The organism is Rhizobium fabae (assembly GCF_003985135.1).
Taxonomy (GTDB): Bacteria; Pseudomonadota; Alphaproteobacteria; order Rhizobiales; family Rhizobiaceae; genus Rhizobium; species Rhizobium pisi.
In genome coordinates this window covers 138,050-156,341 of the sequence record NZ_ML133656.1, presented here as the reverse complement: position 1 = coordinate 156,341, position 18,292 = coordinate 138,050, and the positions used below count along the sequence as shown (strand labels likewise).

The 18,292-nt window shown below is 59.8% G+C and carries 16 protein-coding genes and 1 pseudogene; 14 read left to right on the top strand and 3 right to left on the bottom strand.

Features of this window, described 5'->3' with window-relative positions:
* The first annotated feature begins 93 nt into the window (after positions 1-93).
* The 14 genes and pseudogenes from EFB14_RS24005 (at position 94) to EFB14_RS23940 (ending at position 14,961) form a co-directional block, all read left to right on the top strand.
* Positions 94-972 carry a lytic transglycosylase domain-containing protein gene (locus EFB14_RS24005; protein WP_126829151.1) on the top strand — a complete coding sequence of 293 codons (879 nt, stop codon included), beginning with the start codon at positions 94-96 and terminating at the stop codon, positions 970-972.
* Between the two features lie 18 nt (positions 973-990).
* Positions 991-1,329, top strand: a complete 339-nt coding sequence (locus EFB14_RS24000) for a TrbC/VirB2 family type IV secretion system protein (protein ID WP_125846502.1) — start codon at positions 991-993, stop codon at positions 1,327-1,329.
* A 3-nt stretch (positions 1,330-1,332) separates the two neighbouring features.
* Positions 1,333-1,632, top strand: a complete 300-nt coding sequence (locus EFB14_RS23995) for a VirB3 family type IV secretion system protein (protein WP_126829150.1) — start codon at positions 1,333-1,335, stop codon at positions 1,630-1,632.
* A gap of 3 nt (positions 1,633-1,635) precedes the next feature.
* Entirely contained in the window at positions 1,636-4,050 is a 2,415-nt protein-coding gene (locus EFB14_RS23990) for a VirB4 family type IV secretion/conjugal transfer ATPase (RefSeq protein WP_126829149.1), read from the top strand.
* Positions 4,047-5,139 (top strand): annotated as a pseudogene (locus EFB14_RS23985) (lytic transglycosylase domain-containing protein). The gene EFB14_RS23990 and the pseudogene EFB14_RS23985 overlap by 4 nt, the downstream one beginning before the upstream one ends.
* 13 nt (positions 5,140-5,152) lie before the next feature.
* Positions 5,153-5,854, top strand: coding sequence for a type IV secretion system protein (locus EFB14_RS23980; protein ID WP_126829148.1), 702 nt, complete (start codon positions 5,153-5,155; stop codon positions 5,852-5,854).
* A 1-nt stretch (position 5,855) separates the two neighbouring features.
* Positions 5,856-6,071 carry a hypothetical protein gene (locus EFB14_RS23975; RefSeq protein WP_126829147.1) on the top strand — a complete coding sequence of 72 codons (216 nt, stop codon included), beginning with the start codon at positions 5,856-5,858 and terminating at the stop codon, positions 6,069-6,071.
* 10 nt (positions 6,072-6,081) lie between these two features.
* Positions 6,082-7,107: a TrbL/VirB6 family protein gene (locus tag EFB14_RS23970; RefSeq protein WP_126829146.1), complete on the top strand. Its 1,026-nt coding sequence runs from the start codon at positions 6,082-6,084 to the stop codon at positions 7,105-7,107.
* A gap of 29 nt (positions 7,108-7,136) precedes the next feature.
* Positions 7,137-7,829 carry a VirB8 family type IV secretion system protein gene (locus EFB14_RS23965; protein ID WP_126829145.1) on the top strand — a complete coding sequence of 231 codons (693 nt, stop codon included), beginning with the start codon at positions 7,137-7,139 and terminating at the stop codon, positions 7,827-7,829.
* 35 nt (positions 7,830-7,864) lie between these two features.
* Entirely contained in the window at positions 7,865-8,641 is a 777-nt protein-coding gene (locus EFB14_RS23960; RefSeq protein ID WP_246719405.1) for a TrbG/VirB9 family P-type conjugative transfer protein, read from the top strand.
* A complete protein-coding gene (virB10, locus tag EFB14_RS23955) occupies positions 8,638-9,891 on the top strand; it encodes a type IV secretion system protein VirB10 (protein WP_126829143.1) in 1,254 nt (417 codons plus the stop codon). The genes EFB14_RS23960 and virB10 overlap by 4 nt, the downstream gene beginning before the upstream one ends.
* Positions 9,851-10,876, top strand: coding sequence for a P-type DNA transfer ATPase VirB11 (gene virB11 / locus EFB14_RS23950; protein ID WP_126829142.1), 1,026 nt, complete (start codon positions 9,851-9,853; stop codon positions 10,874-10,876). The genes virB10 and virB11 overlap by 41 nt, the downstream gene beginning before the upstream one ends.
* On the top strand, positions 10,873-12,915 hold the full coding sequence (locus EFB14_RS23945) for a type IV secretory system conjugative DNA transfer family protein (protein ID WP_126829141.1): 2,043 nt from the start codon (positions 10,873-10,875) through the stop codon (positions 12,913-12,915). Before virB11 ends, EFB14_RS23945 begins: the two co-directional genes overlap by 4 nt.
* Before the next feature lie 204 nt (positions 12,916-13,119).
* The gene (locus EFB14_RS23940; protein ID WP_126829140.1) at positions 13,120-14,961 is read left to right on the top strand and encodes a type II toxin-antitoxin system HipA family toxin; all 1,842 of its coding nucleotides are present in this window, start codon (positions 13,120-13,122) and stop codon (positions 14,959-14,961) included.
* A 43-nt stretch (positions 14,962-15,004) separates the two neighbouring features.
* Here the strand turns inward: EFB14_RS23940 and EFB14_RS23935 are convergent, their stop codons facing one another.
* The 3 genes from EFB14_RS23935 to EFB14_RS23925 all read right to left on the bottom strand — a co-directional run bounded on the left by EFB14_RS23935 (position 15,005) and on the right by EFB14_RS23925 (position 18,177).
* Positions 15,005-15,364, bottom strand: a complete 360-nt coding sequence (locus EFB14_RS23935; RefSeq protein ID WP_126829139.1) for a hypothetical protein — start codon at positions 15,362-15,364, stop codon at positions 15,005-15,007.
* Between the two features lie 12 nt (positions 15,365-15,376).
* The gene (locus EFB14_RS23930) at positions 15,377-17,449 is read right to left on the bottom strand and encodes a relaxase family protein (protein WP_126829138.1); all 2,073 of its coding nucleotides are present in this window, start codon (positions 17,447-17,449) and stop codon (positions 15,377-15,379) included.
* A gap of 317 nt (positions 17,450-17,766) precedes the next feature.
* Positions 17,767-18,177, bottom strand: a complete 411-nt coding sequence (locus EFB14_RS23925) for a plasmid mobilization protein (RefSeq protein ID WP_126829137.1) — start codon at positions 18,175-18,177, stop codon at positions 17,767-17,769.
* Positions 18,178-18,292 lie beyond the last annotated feature (115 nt).

The window sequence follows — 18,292 nt, the reverse complement described above, 5'->3', positions numbered from 1 at the left end:
ACGCATATAGTAATGCTTTGTGATTAGCGTAGCGGGTTTTCCAGGAAACGACAACCGCTTTTATCGAGCCCAATACTCGATGAAGGGAGTGCAATGAAGATCATCATTTCCCCGGTAGCGATCATAGCGCTAGCCAGCACAATGACCCAGAATGTCGATGCAAATGAGGTTAGATCGTTTGATTTTACTCGTTTTTCAGACCTAGAACAGACCGGCAGCGTCACGCCAAGCCGAGTTTCGTCAGGTTCGGAAGAAGGCGCGGAACAAGAGTTTACGATCGGCGGCGGCGGTATTCTCACCACAGAAAATCGCGTGATAGAGGATTACTATTCACGTATAGCTAATTTGGACGTCCCCACGAGTTCATGGCGCGGCTCTGCTCCGCAGGCAGACGGATATGTCGGCGAACTTCATAGCGACAAAAGTCATGCTCAGGTATCCACTGATCGCTGCGGACCGTCGCCGCTTGGCCCGGCAGCAATCCGCGATCTGGTCGTCGCCGCTGCAGACAAGCACGGTGTTGACCGGAGCCTTGCAACGGCGGTCGCCTGGACCGAGAGCCGGTTCGATCGGGTCCGCAACAGCCCGAAAGGTGCACGCGGCGCCATGCAACTGATGCCGGCGACGGCCCAACGTTACGGGGTGCGCGATGTCTGCGATCCCACTTCCAACATCGACGGCGGTGTCCGCTACCTCCGCTCGCTCATCGACGAATTCGGCAACCCACTGCTTGCCGCAGCCGCCTACAATGCCGGCGAACAGTCGATTTACGCATACCACGGTGTGCCGCCCTTCCGCGAAACCGTCGCCTATGTCGCGGCCATCCTGAACTACCAGCTTGGCCTCCCGACCCCCGGCGAAAGCGACGGCGCATCGCATCAAGGCGACGGTGACCGATCGCCAACTCAAAGCAACAGCGTCATCGGCGCAACCACCGCCGCCACGTTCGTCGGCGGCGTGATGCAATTCTAACCGCATGAGGAGAAGGATATGAAGATCGCAGATACTTTCCGGCAATCCCGGGCACTCCGCATCGTGACAATCTGCTCACTCGTCGCGGCAGCACAGCTGTTCTGCGCCGATATTGCGATGGCGCAGCAAACGAGCCAGGCTTTCGCGCCACTTCAGGCTGTCATGCAAGCGATCGTCGACTTCATCACCGGTCCATTTGGACGGCTCTGCGCGATCATTGCAGTCATTTCAATGGGCTTCCTCGCTTTTGCAGGCCGTCTCAGCTGGTTCCTCGTGGGTGGCGTCGCACTCGGCATAGGCCTTGTCTTTGGCGGGCCGGGCATCGTCGATGCGCTCATATCCGTCGTCGGGCATTGAACCATGAGCGAACCCGACGTGACAAAGCCGACCCTCACGCCGTTGATCATAGGATTGACGCGCTCCCCGACCTTGTGGGGGGTGCCTTACATGGCTGCCATCATCGTCATGGGTCTGACGATCATCGCCTGGCTTGCCACCAACAGGCTATGGGCATTGCTCACCGCCCCCGTCGGCTATCTGACCCTGTTCACTCTCTGCAGCTGGGACGCTCGTATCCTCGATGTCCTTCAGATCTCAACGCGATCGACGCCGCGGACGCCGAACAAGGTCTTCTGGGGCGCGAACTCCTATGGACCCTGAAGCATGCTGAAGGTCGTGCGCGAAGAGCTCGGTTTTGGCGCCATCGGCAACCGCGAGCTGCCGATGGCGAAACACATCCCTTATCTCAGGCATGTGGCGGACACCGTCGTCAACCTCGCCGACGGTGCGCTGATCAGCATCATCAAGCTCGATGGTCTGTTCTTTCAGACCGAGGATCAGGCTGAGCTCAATATGCGGTCGGCCGTTCAGAACACAATGATCCGGGCCCTCGGATCAAGCCGCTTTTCGATCTGGTCGACGGTGATCCGCCGTCAGGTCGACGCCGATCAGGACGGTGCATTCGAAGACCCGTTCTGTGCTGCGCTCGACCGCCGCTACATGGCAGCTCTTGCGCAAAAACGGATGTTCACCAACGAGCTCTATCTCACCATCGTGAGATCGGGCATGCGCGGCCCGCTTGCGATCGGCGATAGACTCCGGCGCCTGCTGGATCGCACGGCCGGCCGCGATTTGCGTGACCAGCAGCTGCGCGAAGCCATCGGCGAACTTGAGGAGCTGACGGGCAACATCGTGCGCGATCTTAGCAAATACGGAGCCTGCACACTTGGCGTCATCCATCGCGGCGGCGAACCCTATTCGGAGCCGGCGGAGTTCCTGAACACCATTCTGACCTGCGGCATCCCGCGGAAGATGCGCCTGCCGCGGATGGGTATCGCCAACTACGTCGGGACCTCAAGGCTGCACTTCTCGAGGCGAACATTGCAGGCTCAGGGCGCCACGCCGGACGAGAACCGCTATGGCGCAATGCTCTCGATCAAGGAATATCCTCCCTTTACCGGCCCCGGCATGCTCGACGGGTTACTCCAGGTCAACCACGAGTTCATCCTCACCCAGTCCTTCACGATCGCCGACAAGCCGGTCGCCCAGGAGCGCATCACCCGCCTCCAGCGGCAGATCGCCGCCTCCGACGAGGCCGGCAGCGATGTCGAAAACGATATCGATTTTGCGCTGAACAGCCTGCTCAACCAGGAGGCCGTCTTCGGTTTCCACCATCTCTCCCTGCTATGCCTCTCGCGTGACCTCCATGGCATCAACAAGGCGGTGTCCGAACTCGGCGCCTGCCTGACCGACATGAATATCAACTGGCTGCGCGAAGATCTGAATACCGAGGCCACCTTCTGGGCTCAGCTTCCCGGCAACCACGCCTACATCGCGCGCAAGGCGATGCTATCGAGCGCAAATTTCTCCGGCCTGTCGTCGATGCACAATTTCGCATCCGGGCAAAGCGATGGTCTGCATTGGGGAAGTCCGGTCACCATCCTGGAGACGACCAGCCAGACCCCCTACCGGTTCAACTTCCATCAGCGCGATATCGGCCATTTCCTGGTGACCGGCCCGACCGGCTCAGGCAAGACCGTGGCGCTGACCTTTCTGCTCGCCCAAGCGTTCCGTGTGCGGCCGACGCCGAAGGCTGTGTTCTTCGACAAGGACCGCGGTGCTGAGATTTTCATCCGGGCGATTAACGGCACCTATGAGGTGCTCACCCCGGGAACGCCGACCGGTTTTAATCCCCTGCAGCTCGAAAACACCGGCGAGAACCGTGAATTCCTCCTGCGCCTCCTCAAAACGATGCTGCGCCGTGGCGACGGTGGCGATTTCGATCAACAAGAAGAGGATGTGCTCGAGCGTGCCATCGTTCGGCTGATGCAGGAACCGGCCGCCGAGCGCAATCTGGCAAACCTCTCCGGTCTCTTGACCGGCCGGTCTCGTGCCGATCCCAACGACATCCATGCGCGTCTCAGGCCGTGGATCGATGGCGAGAAGGCTTGGCTGTTCAACGCCCGCCATGACGTTCTGTCCTTCTCCGGTCGAACCACCTTCGGCTTCGACATGACCAGCATTCTCGACAATGGCGAGGTTCGCACGCCAGCGTTGATGTACATCTACCACCGCCTCGACGAGCTCTTCAATGGTACGCCGGTGATGATCTTCATGGATGAAGGCTGGCGGCTCCTGAAGGATAAGACCTTTAGCGATTTCATCGTCGATAAGATGAAAACGATCCGAAAGCTGAATGGAATTGTCGGATTTGGAACGCAGTCGGCCGCCGACATCGTCCGCTCGCCGGCGGCCCACACCCTGATCGAACAATCGGCGACCAATATCCACTTCCCCAATCCGCGGGCTGATGAGGAAAGCTACATCGGCCGGTTCGGGCTGACGGTGAAGGAATTCAACTTCATCCGCAACACGCCGCCGGAGAAGCGGGCTTTCCTGATCAAGCATGGCAATGACAGTGTGATCGCCAGGCTCGATCTGAGCTCGATGCCAGATCTGATCAAGGTCCTGTCGGGACGGACGGAGACGATCGAGGAATGCGCGCGTCTGCGTGAGATCCACGGCGATGATGCGGCTGCATGGCTCCCCGCCTTTTGTAATTGGGAGGGCGACGCATGAACCAAGGCTCCCTGCCCGTCCTCGCCCTCGCGTTGGTTCTGACCGGTTTCAATTCCTGCGTTGCAAAGGCCGACGTGCCGGTGATCGATGACATCAATCTCGGCGAACACAAGGAGCGCGACAAGACAACTGACAACATCGAGGATACAGATCACGATCGCCATACAATCCACACCTCGGTGACATGCTCGGTCTATCGGGCGGGCCGCGACAACGATCCGGTCGGTGCAGCGAATGCCAACCCGGAGATCTCCGGTCTGGTGCGACGCGTCGCCCGCGAGGAGGGCGTGGACGAAAACCAGTTCCTCGCCCTCGTCTACCAGGAAAGCCGCTTCAACCCCTGCGCCAAGTCGAGCGCCGGCGCCACCGGCTTGACACAGCTCATGCCGGGGACGGCGAACCAGCTCGGGGTGAACGAGAACAACATCGAGGAAAACCTGCGCGGTGGTGCGCGCTATTACAAGCAGCAGCTTCTCCGTTACGACGGCAATGTCTCGCTGGCGCTTGCTGCCTATAACGCCGGGCCGGGCAATGTGAACAAATTTGGCGGCATTCCGCCGTTCAAGGAAACGGAGGGCTACGTCCGCAGCATCACACAGAATTGGCTGCCGGCATTCGGGGGCTCCGACAAGTCGGGAATACCCCTCAATTTCGGGGGTGGCGAGACGGCCTATACCGGCTTGCGTTCCTCGACGTTGAACGCGATGGGAATGACCGCGGCGACCGGCGACAGCCTAGCCAATGTGGCGAGCTGGTATCAACAGCTCGGTCAAGTCAAGACCGGCACTATCCAGGATAGCTGGGACCATAATTCCACGGTCCGCAATGCCAATCTCGAGATGATGAACAACGTCATTAAGCTGGGTACCGCCATGGGCCGATCTTGTCAACGCTCGCAATGCCCTGTCCTCGGCCAATCTTTCCGGCTCGTCGCGAAGCACGGCCGATGACGAGGGGAGTGAAAAACCTCGGGACGTCACTGGTCTCTGCGACCCGCGCCAGAACCTTATCTGGAGCGATGAGAAGAGGGCCTGCATCGAGAAACGGGGAAACGAGGATCAGGTTGAACTGATGCTACAGCCACAATGATAGGAGAACCGATATGAGAGCCGCCGTTCCGATCGGCATTGCGTTGCTCGTTGTGCCTGCGATCGCATTGGCCGACGTGCCGGTGATCGACAGGACCAATTATGAGGTCGCTAAAAAGACCGCGGAGACCACCAACCAGATCCTGGACACGAACAAGAATATCCTGACGACTGTCGAGGACACGCTAAGAGCGGTCACCGGCGATCGCGGCAGCACTGCATCGCCTTTGAAGGACCTAGCCGTCGGGAGCGGCTTCAGCGTCTCGGCGATGCCGTCCTTCGACAGCATCCTGAAAGAGGGTGTTCCGAACTTCGGCAATATGGGCGGCGATATCGCCAGGACCGCGACAACGTTCATCAACGGATTGCAGCTGGTCAAATCGCTGTCGGGCAAGGAAGACAGCACCTTCTCGGGCGACAAATCCTACGAGCAGCTGGTGAACACGGTGCTGGGGGTATCAGCCCTCGTCAACGGGTCACAGCAGGCGATTGAAACCCGGCGCAGCGCTTTCGAGAAGGCGGGAGCCCAGATCGGTACGGCGCAGGACATCAAGGGCTCGATCGACCAGAACACGCAGCTGCAGGTTCAATCCGGCCTGACGCTCAATGAAATGATCGGCGTCATGAACGGCGCCGTCACATCGCTGCAGGCGGAAAACCAGCGGCGTCTCACCGATATCTCGAACACCAAGAAGGCCCTGGCCTTCGGGAACTGACATGGCAAAATTTGAAAGCTTCGCGGCCATCCTTCTGGTCGCGGCAACTGTGGTCGGCTGCGGCACCGTCAAGGAAAAGACGGCCCCATGCAAGCGGCCGGCCAATCTCACCTCCTTTGCGGACGTTCCGCGTCAGGAGTGCGGACCGATGCGCCGCGTGAACGATCCGGCTGCAGCCTTCGCCGCAGCCGGCGTGATGGATCAGGATCACCAATAGGAACGCGCCAATGCAAGACTTCCTCGGCGATCTGCTCGACCGCATCGAGAACTCCGGGACCAGCTTCTCGGAGAAAGCCTATACGATCGTCGGCAACGAGATCATGCCGCTGCTGCAGACGCTGTTCGTCGTGTATGTCGCCTGGTACGGAGTGCAGCTTGTCACGGGCACAGCTCGTCTCAGCGTCGGCGAAATCGTCGGGCGCATCGTGCGTATGATGATCATTCTCGCGCTGGTCAGCTCCTGGGGCAACTTCAACAACCTCTTCTATCACTGGATCAACGACACGCCCGAGGACGTCGGCCGCGCGATCCTGGCAGCCTCCGGCACCGGGATTACCGAGCCAACCAATGGCATGTCGATGATCTGGCGCACCGCCAGCCAGGCGGCCTCGGCCTTTGCCGAACAGTCCGGCTACTTCACCATCCTGCCCAGCATGATCGGCATCCTCATCATGGTCGGCGCCGGCGTCTTCATTGCAATTGCGCTCGCCATTCTCATCCTCGCGAAGGTGATGCTCTGGGCGCTGATCGGGACCTCGCCGATTTTCATCAGCTGCATGCTGTTTGAGAGAACACGTCGCTATGGCGTCGGCTGGTTCAACCAGCTGCTCACCTACGCCCTGATCCCGCTGTTCATCTACGTCATCGCCGCCTTCCTGATCGCTGCGATGAATCCCGAACTGTCTAAGATCGACGCCGCCAGTGGTTCGAGAACGCTGACGCTTGCGGACATTGCCGGCTTCCTGCTGCTCTGCGCCGCAGGCGGCTTCGTGATGTTCTACATCCAGTCTCTCGGCCAGGGCATTGCCGGCGGGATAGCCACGGGCATCGGCAGCGCCGCAACCAACAGCGCCCATTTTGCCGGCGTGCGATTGCCGCGAGCAACCGGCAATGCCGCGCGCAGCAGTGGTCGTGCCGCCTTCCGGGCGGGTCGCGGCCTGCGCGATCGCTTTCGAAACGGCGGTGATGACGATGCCTCGGGCACACGCGCCGCCATGCAATCACGCATCACCCAAAATAGCACGCCAACCTAAACGGAACCGTTTCCGAAAAGTCATTTGCCATGGCCAATTCCAAAGACATCAATTTGCGGACCTATTATCAGAGCGGCGATATCTGGGAGCAGGAGATCGTCAAAAAGGCGAAGCGCTCGCGCATGATTGCGTGGTTCGTCACAACGATCTTCGGGGGCATCACACTGCTGAGCCTGCTCGCCCTCGTCATGCTGGTGCCACTCAAGAGCTTCGAGCCCTATATCGTCGAAGTCGACAAAAGCACAGGCTATATCGAGGTAAAGAGCGGGCTGACGCGGCCTTCGAACCTCACGGAACAGCAGGCGATCACTCAGGCCAATATCGTCCGGTATATCAGGGCTCGCGAGGGCTACGATCCCTTTGCCATCGAGCAGAATTTCGGGATCGCGGCACTGCTGTCGACCGGCAATGCGGCCCGCGAGTTGGCTGACCTCTACAGCGCCACCAATCCGAAAAACCCGGCCAAGCTCTACGGCAAGAACAAGCGCATCACCACGGAAATTGCTTCGGTCACCTTCCCGAACAACTCTACCGGCATCGTCCGTTTTTCGACCACGGAGCTCTCCGACACCGATTCCATCACCAGCCACTGGATCGCGGTGGTTCGTTACCGCTACACCGAGACGCCGGCGACCAACGAATGGCGGTTCGAGAACCCGCTAGGCTTCCAGGTCTACGACTATCGTCGCGACCAGGAAACGGTGACGGGGAGCGGCCAGTGATCAAACCGTTTCTCATTGCCATCGCTGTCGCAGCTATGATTGGCACCAACAGCGCCGGAGCTGCCGAGACACCTTTGGCAGGACGTCTCGATGCTCGCGTCACCAGCGTCGTCTATCAGCCGAACAATGTTGTGCGCGTCTTTGCTACCTACGGCGTCTCGACGATGATTATCTTCGACGAAGAGGAGAAATTCGAAACGATCGCCGTCGGCGACACCGACAGCTGGGACGTGGTGCCGACCGACAAGGGCAATATCCTCTTCGTCAAGCCGAAGGCGAAGAACGTCGCGACCAACATGAATGTCGTCACGACGAAGCGCATTTATTATCTCGAGCTCAACGACTACGCGCCCGAGGACAACAAAAAGGTCTTCGGCATTCGCTTCATCTACCCCGACAAGGACCTGAACGCCTCGCTTCAAAAGGAGGCGGAGGCCCGCGCCGGCTACCCGAATATTTCGGGCATCGACAAGGCCAACGTCAACATCGACTACTCCTTTTCCGGCGATGGCCGGCTGAAGCCGCTCATGGTCTTCGACGACGGCAAGAAGACCTTCTTCAAATTCAGCCAGCGAGTGCCCGCGATCTTTGCTGTCAACGCGGACTTCACCGAGACGCTGCGCAATTTCCGACGCGAGGGCGACTACATCGTCGTCGACGGAACCGCGACGCAATACACGCTGCGGGACGGCAGTGAGTGGACCTGCATCTTCAATCTCAGAAAGCCCGACTTCGGCGCCCCGGATCCAGCGATCATGGGCCCCGCGCCCGACGACAAGGCAAAATTAAGAAGAAAGAGCGGCAACGGATGAAACGATCGCCCGAACTCGAAGCAATGTTGGCTGCGGACGAGACTGAAGTGCGCGATCGGGGCGCCCGACGCAAGCAGCTCGTCGGGGGCGCTGCACTGTTGCTCGGCGGGGCAGCACTTGCCTACGTGATCGTCTTCGCACCGCAAAAGCGTCCGCTGGATGTTCTCCAGGGTGACGAGGAATTTTCCACGACGACTTTCCGCCCGCCGTCTTTTCTCCGCGACGAGCACAAGCCCGAAGAGAAGCCGGCAGAGAACATCATCCAGCTTCCCGAGCCGCCGGAGGAAAAGAAGGACGACCATTCGGATACGACGGCATTCGATGTGCCGCCGCCGCCCGTTACCGTCGAAACCGGCGAACAGAAGCAGCAGCCGCCGGCCGAGGAATTCCCGAGGCGATTTCTCTCAAAGCAGATCGTGGCCGACTCGGCCAAAGCCGACAGCGGCAACGGTTCGCTGGCTGGTGGCGCTGCCGAGGGGGCACCCACTGTGGCGGGCGAGGATCGCAACAGCAAGTTCCTCGCCACAGCCTCGGCGATTGATGACCGCTCGGCCAAGGCACGCCAGATCGGCCGGCTGGATGCGATGATCCCGGAGGGTACGCTCATCCCCGGCATTCTCGAAACCGCCATCAACAGCGACTTGCCCGGCCAGATTCGCGCCATCACCTCGCAGGATGTCTATTCCTTTGATGGCCGTCGGGTCCTCATTCCGACGGGAACGCGGCTGATCGGCGAATATCAGTCGGACATCACCCGGGGACAGAAGCGCATTTTCGTCATCTGGACCCGGCTGCTGCGCGACGACGGCGTCTCGGTTCGGCTGAACAGCATCGGCACGGACAACCTCGGCCGATCGGGCCTCACCGGGATCGTCGACAACAAATGGCGCGAGCGTTTCGGCTCGGCCATCCTGCTCTCAATCGTCGGCGCCGGCTCGTCCTACCTCACAGGCTATGGCAGCGGCCAATACAGCGCCAGAAGCAACAGCAATGGAGAGTCCAATTCCGATCGCGCCGCCGATCTGGCCCGGGAGACGATTGCCCAAACCTTCTCCGATATGGCCAACCAACCGCTCGGAGAGAACCTCAAAATTCCCCCGACGATCAGCGTCCACCAGGGTGAGCGCATCTTCGTCTATGTCCGCCAGGATCTCGACTTCTCCGCCATGTATCCGGATCCGGTCGAGGAAGCCTTGAAGGAGATCAAGCATGAGCGAGGCCTTGGCACGGGTCGTGACGTCAGACAATGATCCGCATTATTTCCTGAAGCGGGCACTGTCCCCGCTGGCAGAGTTTCTCGCCGACACAAAAGTCGTCGAGGTTTCCGTCAATCGGCCGGGTGAGGTATTCGTCGAGCGTCTCGGCTCACAGCATATGACGTTTCATGAAATCCCGGCCCTGACGGCGACCGAGATCGAACATATCGCTGAGCGGGTGGCAGCCGCCAGCAGCCAGTTCATCAGCCGCATCAATCCGCTGCTGAGTGCCACGCTGCCGAGCGGCGAGCGCGTTCAGGTCATTCTTCCACCGGCAGCGCCCGACGGCGGCGCCATCTCGATCCGCAAGCAGGTGATCAGTGATTTCACGCTGACGCAGTATCGTGACACCGGTGCGCTCGATAAGGTGTCGGTCACCGTCGGCGGATTGAGCGGGATCGAGCAAAGGCTCATCGCGCTCCTTGAGGCAGACCGCATCCATGAGTTCATCGAGACGGCGGTTCGTGAACGTGTGTCGATCTTGATCAGCGGCGGCACGTCAACCGGCAAGACGACCTTTCTCAATGCTTGCCTGAAGAGCATCGACGCACATGAACGTATTCTGACGCTCGAAGACACACGCGAGCTCGTTCCGCCGCATCGCAACAGCGTCCATCTCGTCGCATCTCGTGGCGATCAAGGGACGGCGCATGTGACGATCCAATCGCTGCTGGAAGCATCGCTACGAATGCGGCCGGATCGGCTATTCGTTGGCGAGATCCGCGGCGCCGAGGCCTTCGCGTTCCTGCGTGCCATCAATACCGGCCATCCCGGCAGCATGTCGACCGTGCATGCCGACACGCCGATGGGCGCCTATGAGCAGCTCGCTATGATGATGCAGGCGGGATTGTCGTCGAGCTATTCAAAGCAGGACCTGATGTCCTACATCCGGATGGTGATACCGGTGGTGATCCAGCTGCGTCGTGACGGTGGCCGCCGTGGTGTATCGGAGATCTACTACGCCCGGCGCGCAACATGAGCCGATCGTATTTCGCAATCTATTTGCTGTTCTGCCTGCTGATCGCCATAGCCGTCTGGATGATGAGCTACAGTCTGATCCTCCAGCTTGTCTGGAAGGATGGCCGAATTCTGCATTTGATGACGACCACCAATCCCTTCGCGCCGCTGCAGCAGTTCTTCGTCTATTCAAACAGTCGGCCGTTGCGGCTGGCGGCAATCGGATCCTTGGTCCCGGCGATCGCTATCGCAGCTGCTGCGGCTGCATTTGGACTGCGCCGGCCCGCTAACCCGCTGGGAGACGCCGCATTTCAGGACACGGCGTCGCTCCGGCGCGGCGGCTGGTTCCGCAAGGATGGACATATTTTCGGCCGCGCCGGACGCAACACTCTTCGCCGCAAGGACGATCGCCACCATCTGGTGATCGGCCCGACGCGCTCCGGCAAGGGCGTCGGTTATGTCATTCCGAACGCCCTGATGCACAAGGGCTCGATGATCGTCACGGATTTGAAGGGCGAGATCTTCGAACACACCGCCGGATACCGGGCAAGCAACGGCAGTGGCGTCTATTTGTTTTCGCCAGGATCGGCGAAAACGCACCGCTGGAACCCGCTAGATTTCGTGCGGACCGATCGCGGCAGCCGCACGCTCGACTTGCAGAACATCGCGAGTATTCTCATTCCTGAGACATCGGGTTCGGAGAACGCCGTCTGGCAGGGTATCGCCCAGCAGGTGATTGCCGGGGTCATCAGCTATGTGCTCGAAAGCCCGCAATACAAAAACCGGCGCGACCTTGGCGAGGTCAACAGCTTCTTCAACGCAGGCGTCGACCTGCAGGTCCTGATGAAGCTGATCAAGGAGAAGGAGCCCGACCTCTCTCGGTTCACGTCCGAGAGTTTCAACGCCTATATAGCTCTTAACGAAAGAGCAGCGCGCTCTGCCCTTCTCGATATTCAGAAAGCGCTGGCGCCTTTCCGCAATGAGCGCGTTATTGCCGCCACCAACGTGACCGACATCGATCTGGCATCGCTTCAACGTCGGCCGGTCACTATTTATCTGGCGCCGAATATAACTGACATGACGATCCTGAGGCCCTTGCTGACGCTCTTCGTGCAGCAGACAATGGATCTGCTGACACGTGAGCATAACGAAAATGCTCTCCCGGTCTATTTCCTGCTCGACGAATTCCGCCAGCTGAAGAAGATGGACGAGATCATGAACAAGCTGCCCTATGTGGCCGGCTACAATATCAAGATGGCCTTCGTCATTCAGGACCTCAAAAACCTTGATGAGATCTACGGAGAAACGGCGCGACACTCGCTTCTCGGCAATTGCGGCTTGCAGCTCATCCTCGGCGCCAACGACCAAGCGACCGCGGACTATGCGTCACGGGCACTCGGCAAGCGAACCATCCGCTACCAGTCGGAGTCGCGTACGCTTGAGCTGATGGGACTGCCGCGCCGGACCAGGGTTGAGCAAATTCGCGAGCGCGACCTGATGATGCCGCAGGAGATCAGGCAGATGCCGGAGGATCGTTTCATCCTGTTGGTCGAGGGTCAGCGTCCGATCTTCCAAACAAAGCTTCGCTACCATCTCAGCGAACCGTTCAAGAGTGCGGCAAAATATGCGGCGGAACATCCGGTTGACGTTCCGGAAACGGAGTTTGTTGTCACACTCCCAGTTCCGGTCCTTTCTACGGGTGATAATCAGGCATCAAATCTCGACCCCGAGACAGACGAAGCGCCCGCACCGCCGGACATGCAGATGACCACTGAAAACGCTGGGACAGGCGCGAAGAAGGTGGCACGCAGCATTCGGAGAAGACCAGGACCCAACGCAGTTGAGAAGGCAAAATCGACGCTGACTTCCTCTGAAAGCGCACCGGCCGGTAATCGGAGGGCCCAAATCGAACGAAAATTGGTGCCGACAGGGACTCGTTTGAAGGCTGCGATTACCGCGTCGCTTGCCGCTGCGCCGGATATGCCGTTTTCACGGCGGAAGAACATCCAGGAGATTTTGGCGCAAACCATTCCTGATCCGGCCGAAATCGGGTTGGAATAAGCCATATTTATGAAGGCGCGGTCATTACTGACAAAGCTCTGTGTGCACCCAATCTCGACGGTGCTAATTATGACCAAATAGGCGTAGCGTGTCCAATTTCGAAACTTTCACGTATTTCATATACGCGATAGTTTCGTTTTATGTTGCTGCTGCAAACTAATCAATGTAACTTTCCCGTATCTGAAATACGCGAAAGTTACATCTATGCCTCTCCATCTCGTCGGCGAAAACATTGACAAAATGCGTGGTCATCGCCAGGCGGAGGCCGGCAAGCTCGTGCAGTTGATGCGCGGTATCTATGTAGATGCAGACGACGACATAGACCAGACGGTGCGGACTCATGCTGTCCGCATCGCAAAGTATCTTTATCCGAACGCCTACCTGTCGGGCGCCAGCGCCGTCCTACTCGGTCCGATGCGCGATGGCCGCCTGTTCCTGACCGGCCGCCGCGCGCAGCGGCAGCGTATCAGGGCGCTCGAAATCATTCAGAACAAAGCGCCGGCCCACCCTTCCGTCTCTCAGGCGGTGGTTGGCGACGCCATGGGCGAACTGCGTGTGGACGTGTCTTCGCTGCGCCAGCGTTTTCTGGAGGCCTTTCGCATCCGTAGTGAACACGCGGCCTCGTTCGACGAAGCGATGAAAGAAGGAATCGCCGCGCGCTTGATCGGAGAATACGGAACTCCGGAAAGCGCCGCCGATGCGGTGTTCAAGCTTGCCCGCGACAATGACTGGCTTGATGAAGGGAGTGCCGCCGAACGCTTCCTCAAACGGAATCCGGCGGCCGCTGTCGCCGTCACCAACAAAGCCGCGCTCGATCTGATCGTGGCATGGCATGGGGCGCCGATCGGCAACCTGGCGCATGATGGATTCGAATGGCGATGGCAGGCGTCCGCCCCCGACGGTCCGCCGCTCGTGCGCCAGACTACGCCCGGCCGGTTGCCCCCTTTCATTGAATCATTGTTGCCTGAAGGCTGGCTGAACCGGGTGCTAAACAACCCGGACGAGCGCGCCGAGCTGCGGACCGGCAAGCGCTACATGTCGAACATCACTATTGTAAAGCGGCGAAGCGAGCTGGCGGACTTTCCAGCTGATATTCTGCTGACGAGGCTGAATAGTTTCACGGCAGAACACCTGTTCACAGGGACCTATGCCGGCCCGGGCCGTGGCAATATCCAGGATACGTTTGACCAGAACCTTGCAAAGATCTTCGCGACGGGCGCGACACCGCGCCTCTCTGGCGTGCAAATTAAGGCGCCGATGTTCCTCGATGCGGACGGCACCCTCATCCCCAGTACGAACAGGCCGTTCACGCATATTCTAAAACCGGCCGGAATGTCGGGTTTCGAGGCGCTGCCCGCGATCGAATGGCAATCTATGGAGCTTGGCCGGGCGGCAGGATTCGTCGTGCCCGCCACCGCGCTCGTCGCTATGCCAGACGGCATGCCGCATGCGCTCGCGGTTGAGCGGTTCGATATCCGTACCAGCCTGGATGACATGCGCCGTCTGGCGCTTGAGGACATGACATCCGTTCTGGGCGTCCGTGCGGAAGATAAATATACAGGCACCATGGAGCGGATCGCGGCCGCCCTACGCCCGCTTTCTACTGACCCGGATGCTGACCTGCTATTGATCTTGCGGCGGGCACTGTTTGCCTGGTTGATCGCCGATGGCGATATGCACCTGAAGAACATGGCCGTCCTCAAAATCGCGGAGCCACGGCGGAGAGATTTTAGCTCCGTCCGGATGGCGCCGCTCTACGATGCAGTGACGACGCGGGTGTTTCCAAACCTGCAGAGTGACCGCATGGCGCTCAAAATCAGCGGCAAGGACGAACGGTTGAAGAGAGCGGATTTCAAGCGTTTTGCTGCCACGGCGGGTATTCCGGCCGCGGCCGCGGATGGCGCCATGGATGAACTCGTAGCGGCGCTTGAGCGCGGTCTAGCTAATCTAACTCTGCCGTACCCGCTGACAGACGGCTCAGCGGGCGCTGAACGCGCGGCGCAGATGCGGGAGATTGTCCGCGAGCGCCTGACCACTTTTGAGTAGCCCCTATGTTCCGGCACGTCTACGATGCGGCCACAGCGGTTTCTCAGCGCTGCAACGAACCGGACTTATGCCGCGGGACTGTCCGCGTAGATGCAGTCACCGATCTTAAATACCCTGCGCTTCGGCAGGAGCGAGCACGACATTCATTACTGCGGTATTTCCCATCGAGGCGATCAGGCACCGTTGCCGCAGGGAGACCCTCATCACCCTCGACACCCTTGCGAATATCTTCCCGTAGCGCCGCCACGGTTGACAGCCCCCATTTCCAGGCGACCGTCAGGGTGTGATCAACAATGCCAATTGCCATCACCGCCCAGAAAACGATGCCGAAGACCTTCGCGAGGCCTTCTTCGGCCTCTCTTGAGCCCTCCGGAATGATGATGATGGGTCGTTCGTCTCGCATAAATCGACCTCCTTATCGCTCGCGGTCGTCGCGTTCGCGATCTCGACGTTCGCCGGTTTCGCGCTGGGGTTCCTCCAGCCTCGGCATGCGTTGCTGGGCCGGATCGGCGCGCGTCGTGTCGCCTGCTCCGGAACTTATGCGTTCCAGGCTCGGCTGCGTCCCATCGGTAGTTGGCCTTCTCTCTTCTCCCTCGGTCCGAACACGGCTTGGCTCACCGTCCTGATCGCCTCGCTCCTTCTCGGCGGCGGGCACAGCCTGGATAACGAAGGTGCCCTCCCTCTCCGATGTCATTTTGATGCCGCGCTCCCGTGACCGCTCCGCCGCTTCGATCGCAATCCTGAGGTCGTGATCCATCTCCGCGATTTCGCGGATCAAGCTATTGCCGACGGCACCGAGCTCACCGGCGCGCGCCATCTCAAGGTTCAAGTTGGCCTGCAACGACACTTTGTTGGCATTGATTTCCGCCGCATCCGCCAACTCGATCGCTTCGCGGAAATGTTCCACCTCGAGCATGACCTCGTTTGCCTCTTCGACGGTCCTGCGGCCATGGCGGGCGACGGCTTCGTCCCAGCGCGCGTTGGCGTCGTCTCGTTCTCCCTCTTTCAACCCATCGCCGACGGGCCGCTCACCACTTTGTTCGTGCAGTTCCATCAACTCGCGTCGCACGTTCACGTGTTCGCGGGCTGCCGAAGCAATATCGTCGAAAGTCGCGCGCTCGGCTGCCGGCATAACGCGTTCCGCCTGAAACAAGGCGGTTTCGACGTGCTTTTCGTAGGCCTCGAACTCGGATCGGCTCATTTGACGCATCGGTTCATCCCTCGAAACGATCTTTTCCAAAGATACCAGATGCGTTATGAATTGCGAGCGCAAACTTTCCGCTCCAGCCACTTCGGGCGATCGAGGATCGTTGCTCTTTGTGTCTGATTCCAAACGCATAATATGCGATCTTGCGAACCTTTCGACGCTTGCATCGTCGTTTCCTGCAGCTAAAGTCGCCCACTCATGCTTAGCGAATTCAGTATAGCGCCGGCTCGGCTCTGTCCGCGGAAAGCTATATTCATCCGAGCACTTGGCATCATATCTTCGTTGCGCCGCGTCGCTCGTTCCCTCATGTTCCGTTCGCCCATAGCGGTCCGTCGGACGCACCTGGTTCTTGGTATAAGCCGCAGCACTCACCCGCTCACGTCGGTCGGTCATTTCCATGTTGATGCCGTGGGCCCGTGCCTTGTCAGCCATGGTCACGCGCCAGCGGCGAAACGCCGGGATCGTCGTTTCGATCCTGTGGCCTGCGTCCGAACGCATAGCGACGATCGCATGGACGTGGACATGCGGCCGCCTGCCACCCGCCTCCTCAAGCTTCGGGTCCTTCAACGGATCATGTAGGGAAAATACATAGCGGTAACCGGCAAATTCCTGCGCCAGAAAGTCTCGCGCGGCGGAGTGGAAGGCCCCGATATGCGTACCCGCCCTCGCCGACAGAATGACGTGCATGATGTCGCGTGGTTTGCGGCTATGCAGGCCGTCGCGCCATTTCCGCTGCACAACATCGCCGGCCTGCTTGGCGTCCACGATCGCACCCCCTTGCTCGTCGTAAACCGCACCATCGTATCGGCTGACAAGGTCGCGCAGGCGGGCCGTGCCGTAGTCGGTCCCATTGCCGTAACCGGTAAAGCGAAACGATGTGGGCTCACTCTGCTCCCTTCCCTCATCGTTCAGACGTCCCTCAACGATCCGCGACGCCTTCGCATCGCCCGTGAGGCGCTCGGCCGCGCCGTCCCGCAGCACGGCGACGCCGTCGATGGAGAAGCCCTTGCCATCGTCGCGAGTCAATACGGCAAAGGCGAACATCCGGTCGCCGAGTCCACGTTTAAGGACCGCCCGCGCCTTCTCGTGGAGATCGGATGCAGGATCGAACCGCTCCTTCACCTCAACCACGAAGGTCCCGATGTCGCGGCTCTCGGCGCGGTTTTTCATCAGATGGCCCCACTCATTTCGGACCGTGGAAAGTTCGTCGCGTCCGCGCAATTGTTCGCCGCGTTCGTTTTCGACGACGACGTCGCCGTTGCGCGAGATGTAGTTGATCACCGCCCCTAGCCGTCCTCCGCCACCGAAAGACGCCATCTTCACCACCGCCGGTTGGCCACCCGATGCCAGCGATGCAAACCGATCTCGCATGGAAGGTTCGCTTGCGCGGCGCCTTTTCCCATGCCGCAATCTGGTCGAACGCCAACCGAGTTTGGCGCGACCAAGTGTTCCACCACCGATGAGAGATGCGGTCGGGACTACTCCGCGGCGGCGCTCCTCGTCCTCCAAATATTTGCCCCGGCCCAGCGATCGTTCGTGCAGCAAGGCGGCCTTGCGCCGCTCCCATTCATTTTCGAAAGCGCCTAGAAAGAATTCCATCAGGCCGCGCCTCGCCGGCGCTGGGCACCGCGTGCCGCGAAGCTCCTGAGTTCGATCATCACGACCGCTACGATCTTCTGAATATCCGCCGTCTGGGCTGAGATCTGGTCGGCTTGGATATGGCCGCCGGTGTTTGCGACGCGCGCCAGCTGATTGAGGTTCACGCCGATTGCCCGCATGTCCGACAAAAGCAGATCCAGAACCGCCCGGTCGTCATCGGTAAAGAAGGGTCGCACCCCTGCCCCTTCCAGCGTCAACGACCGCATGAAGGCCGAGATGGTCAGTCCGGCCTCCTCAGAAACGCGCGTGATCGCGGCGATTTCGGATGCGCTGAAACGCGCGTGCACGACCCGGTCCCTTCGCTCGTTCGTCGCTCCCCGTTCGATCGCCCTGCGATGGCTCGCCGCCATTTCAGCCTCTCTGAAACATCGCCGCAGGCGCCATCGACGGCTCGTCCGTCGATCGTCAGCAAATTTGTATCACAAATTTGCGTATCCTGCCAAAAACAGATATACTATTTTAGTA

What these genes read in the sequence shown, in the direction of transcription:
- EFB14_RS24005 (WP_126829151.1), top strand. Translation starts at nt 94, where the DNA reads ATGAAGATCATCATTTCCCCGGTAGCGATCATAGCGCTAGCCAGCACA.
- EFB14_RS24000 (WP_125846502.1), top strand. Translation starts at nt 991, where the DNA reads ATGAAGATCGCAGATACTTTCCGGCAATCCCGGGCACTCCGCATCGTG.
- EFB14_RS23995 (WP_126829150.1), top strand. Translation starts at nt 1,333, where the DNA reads ATGAGCGAACCCGACGTGACAAAGCCGACCCTCACGCCGTTGATCATA.
- EFB14_RS23990 (WP_126829149.1), top strand. Translation starts at nt 1,636, where the DNA reads ATGCTGAAGGTCGTGCGCGAAGAGCTCGGTTTTGGCGCCATCGGCAAC.
- EFB14_RS23980 (WP_126829148.1), top strand. Translation starts at nt 5,153, where the DNA reads ATGAGAGCCGCCGTTCCGATCGGCATTGCGTTGCTCGTTGTGCCTGCG.
- EFB14_RS23975 (WP_126829147.1), top strand. Translation starts at nt 5,856, where the DNA reads ATGGCAAAATTTGAAAGCTTCGCGGCCATCCTTCTGGTCGCGGCAACT.
- EFB14_RS23970 (WP_126829146.1), top strand. Translation starts at nt 6,082, where the DNA reads ATGCAAGACTTCCTCGGCGATCTGCTCGACCGCATCGAGAACTCCGGG.
- EFB14_RS23965 (WP_126829145.1), top strand. Translation starts at nt 7,137, where the DNA reads ATGGCCAATTCCAAAGACATCAATTTGCGGACCTATTATCAGAGCGGC.
- EFB14_RS23960 (WP_246719405.1), top strand. Translation starts at nt 7,865, where the DNA reads ATGATTGGCACCAACAGCGCCGGAGCTGCCGAGACACCTTTGGCAGGA.
- virB10 (WP_126829143.1), top strand. Translation starts at nt 8,638, where the DNA reads ATGAAACGATCGCCCGAACTCGAAGCAATGTTGGCTGCGGACGAGACT.
- virB11 (WP_126829142.1), top strand. Translation starts at nt 9,851, where the DNA reads ATGAGCGAGGCCTTGGCACGGGTCGTGACGTCAGACAATGATCCGCAT.
- EFB14_RS23945 (WP_126829141.1), top strand. Translation starts at nt 10,873, where the DNA reads ATGAGCCGATCGTATTTCGCAATCTATTTGCTGTTCTGCCTGCTGATC.
- EFB14_RS23940 (WP_126829140.1), top strand. Translation starts at nt 13,120, where the DNA reads ATGCCTCTCCATCTCGTCGGCGAAAACATTGACAAAATGCGTGGTCAT.
- EFB14_RS23935 (WP_126829139.1), bottom strand. Translation starts at nt 15,364, where the DNA reads ATGCGAGACGAACGACCCATCATCATCATTCCGGAGGGCTCAAGAGAG.
- EFB14_RS23925 (WP_126829137.1), bottom strand. Translation starts at nt 18,177, where the DNA reads ATGGCGGCGAGCCATCGCAGGGCGATCGAACGGGGAGCGACGAACGAG.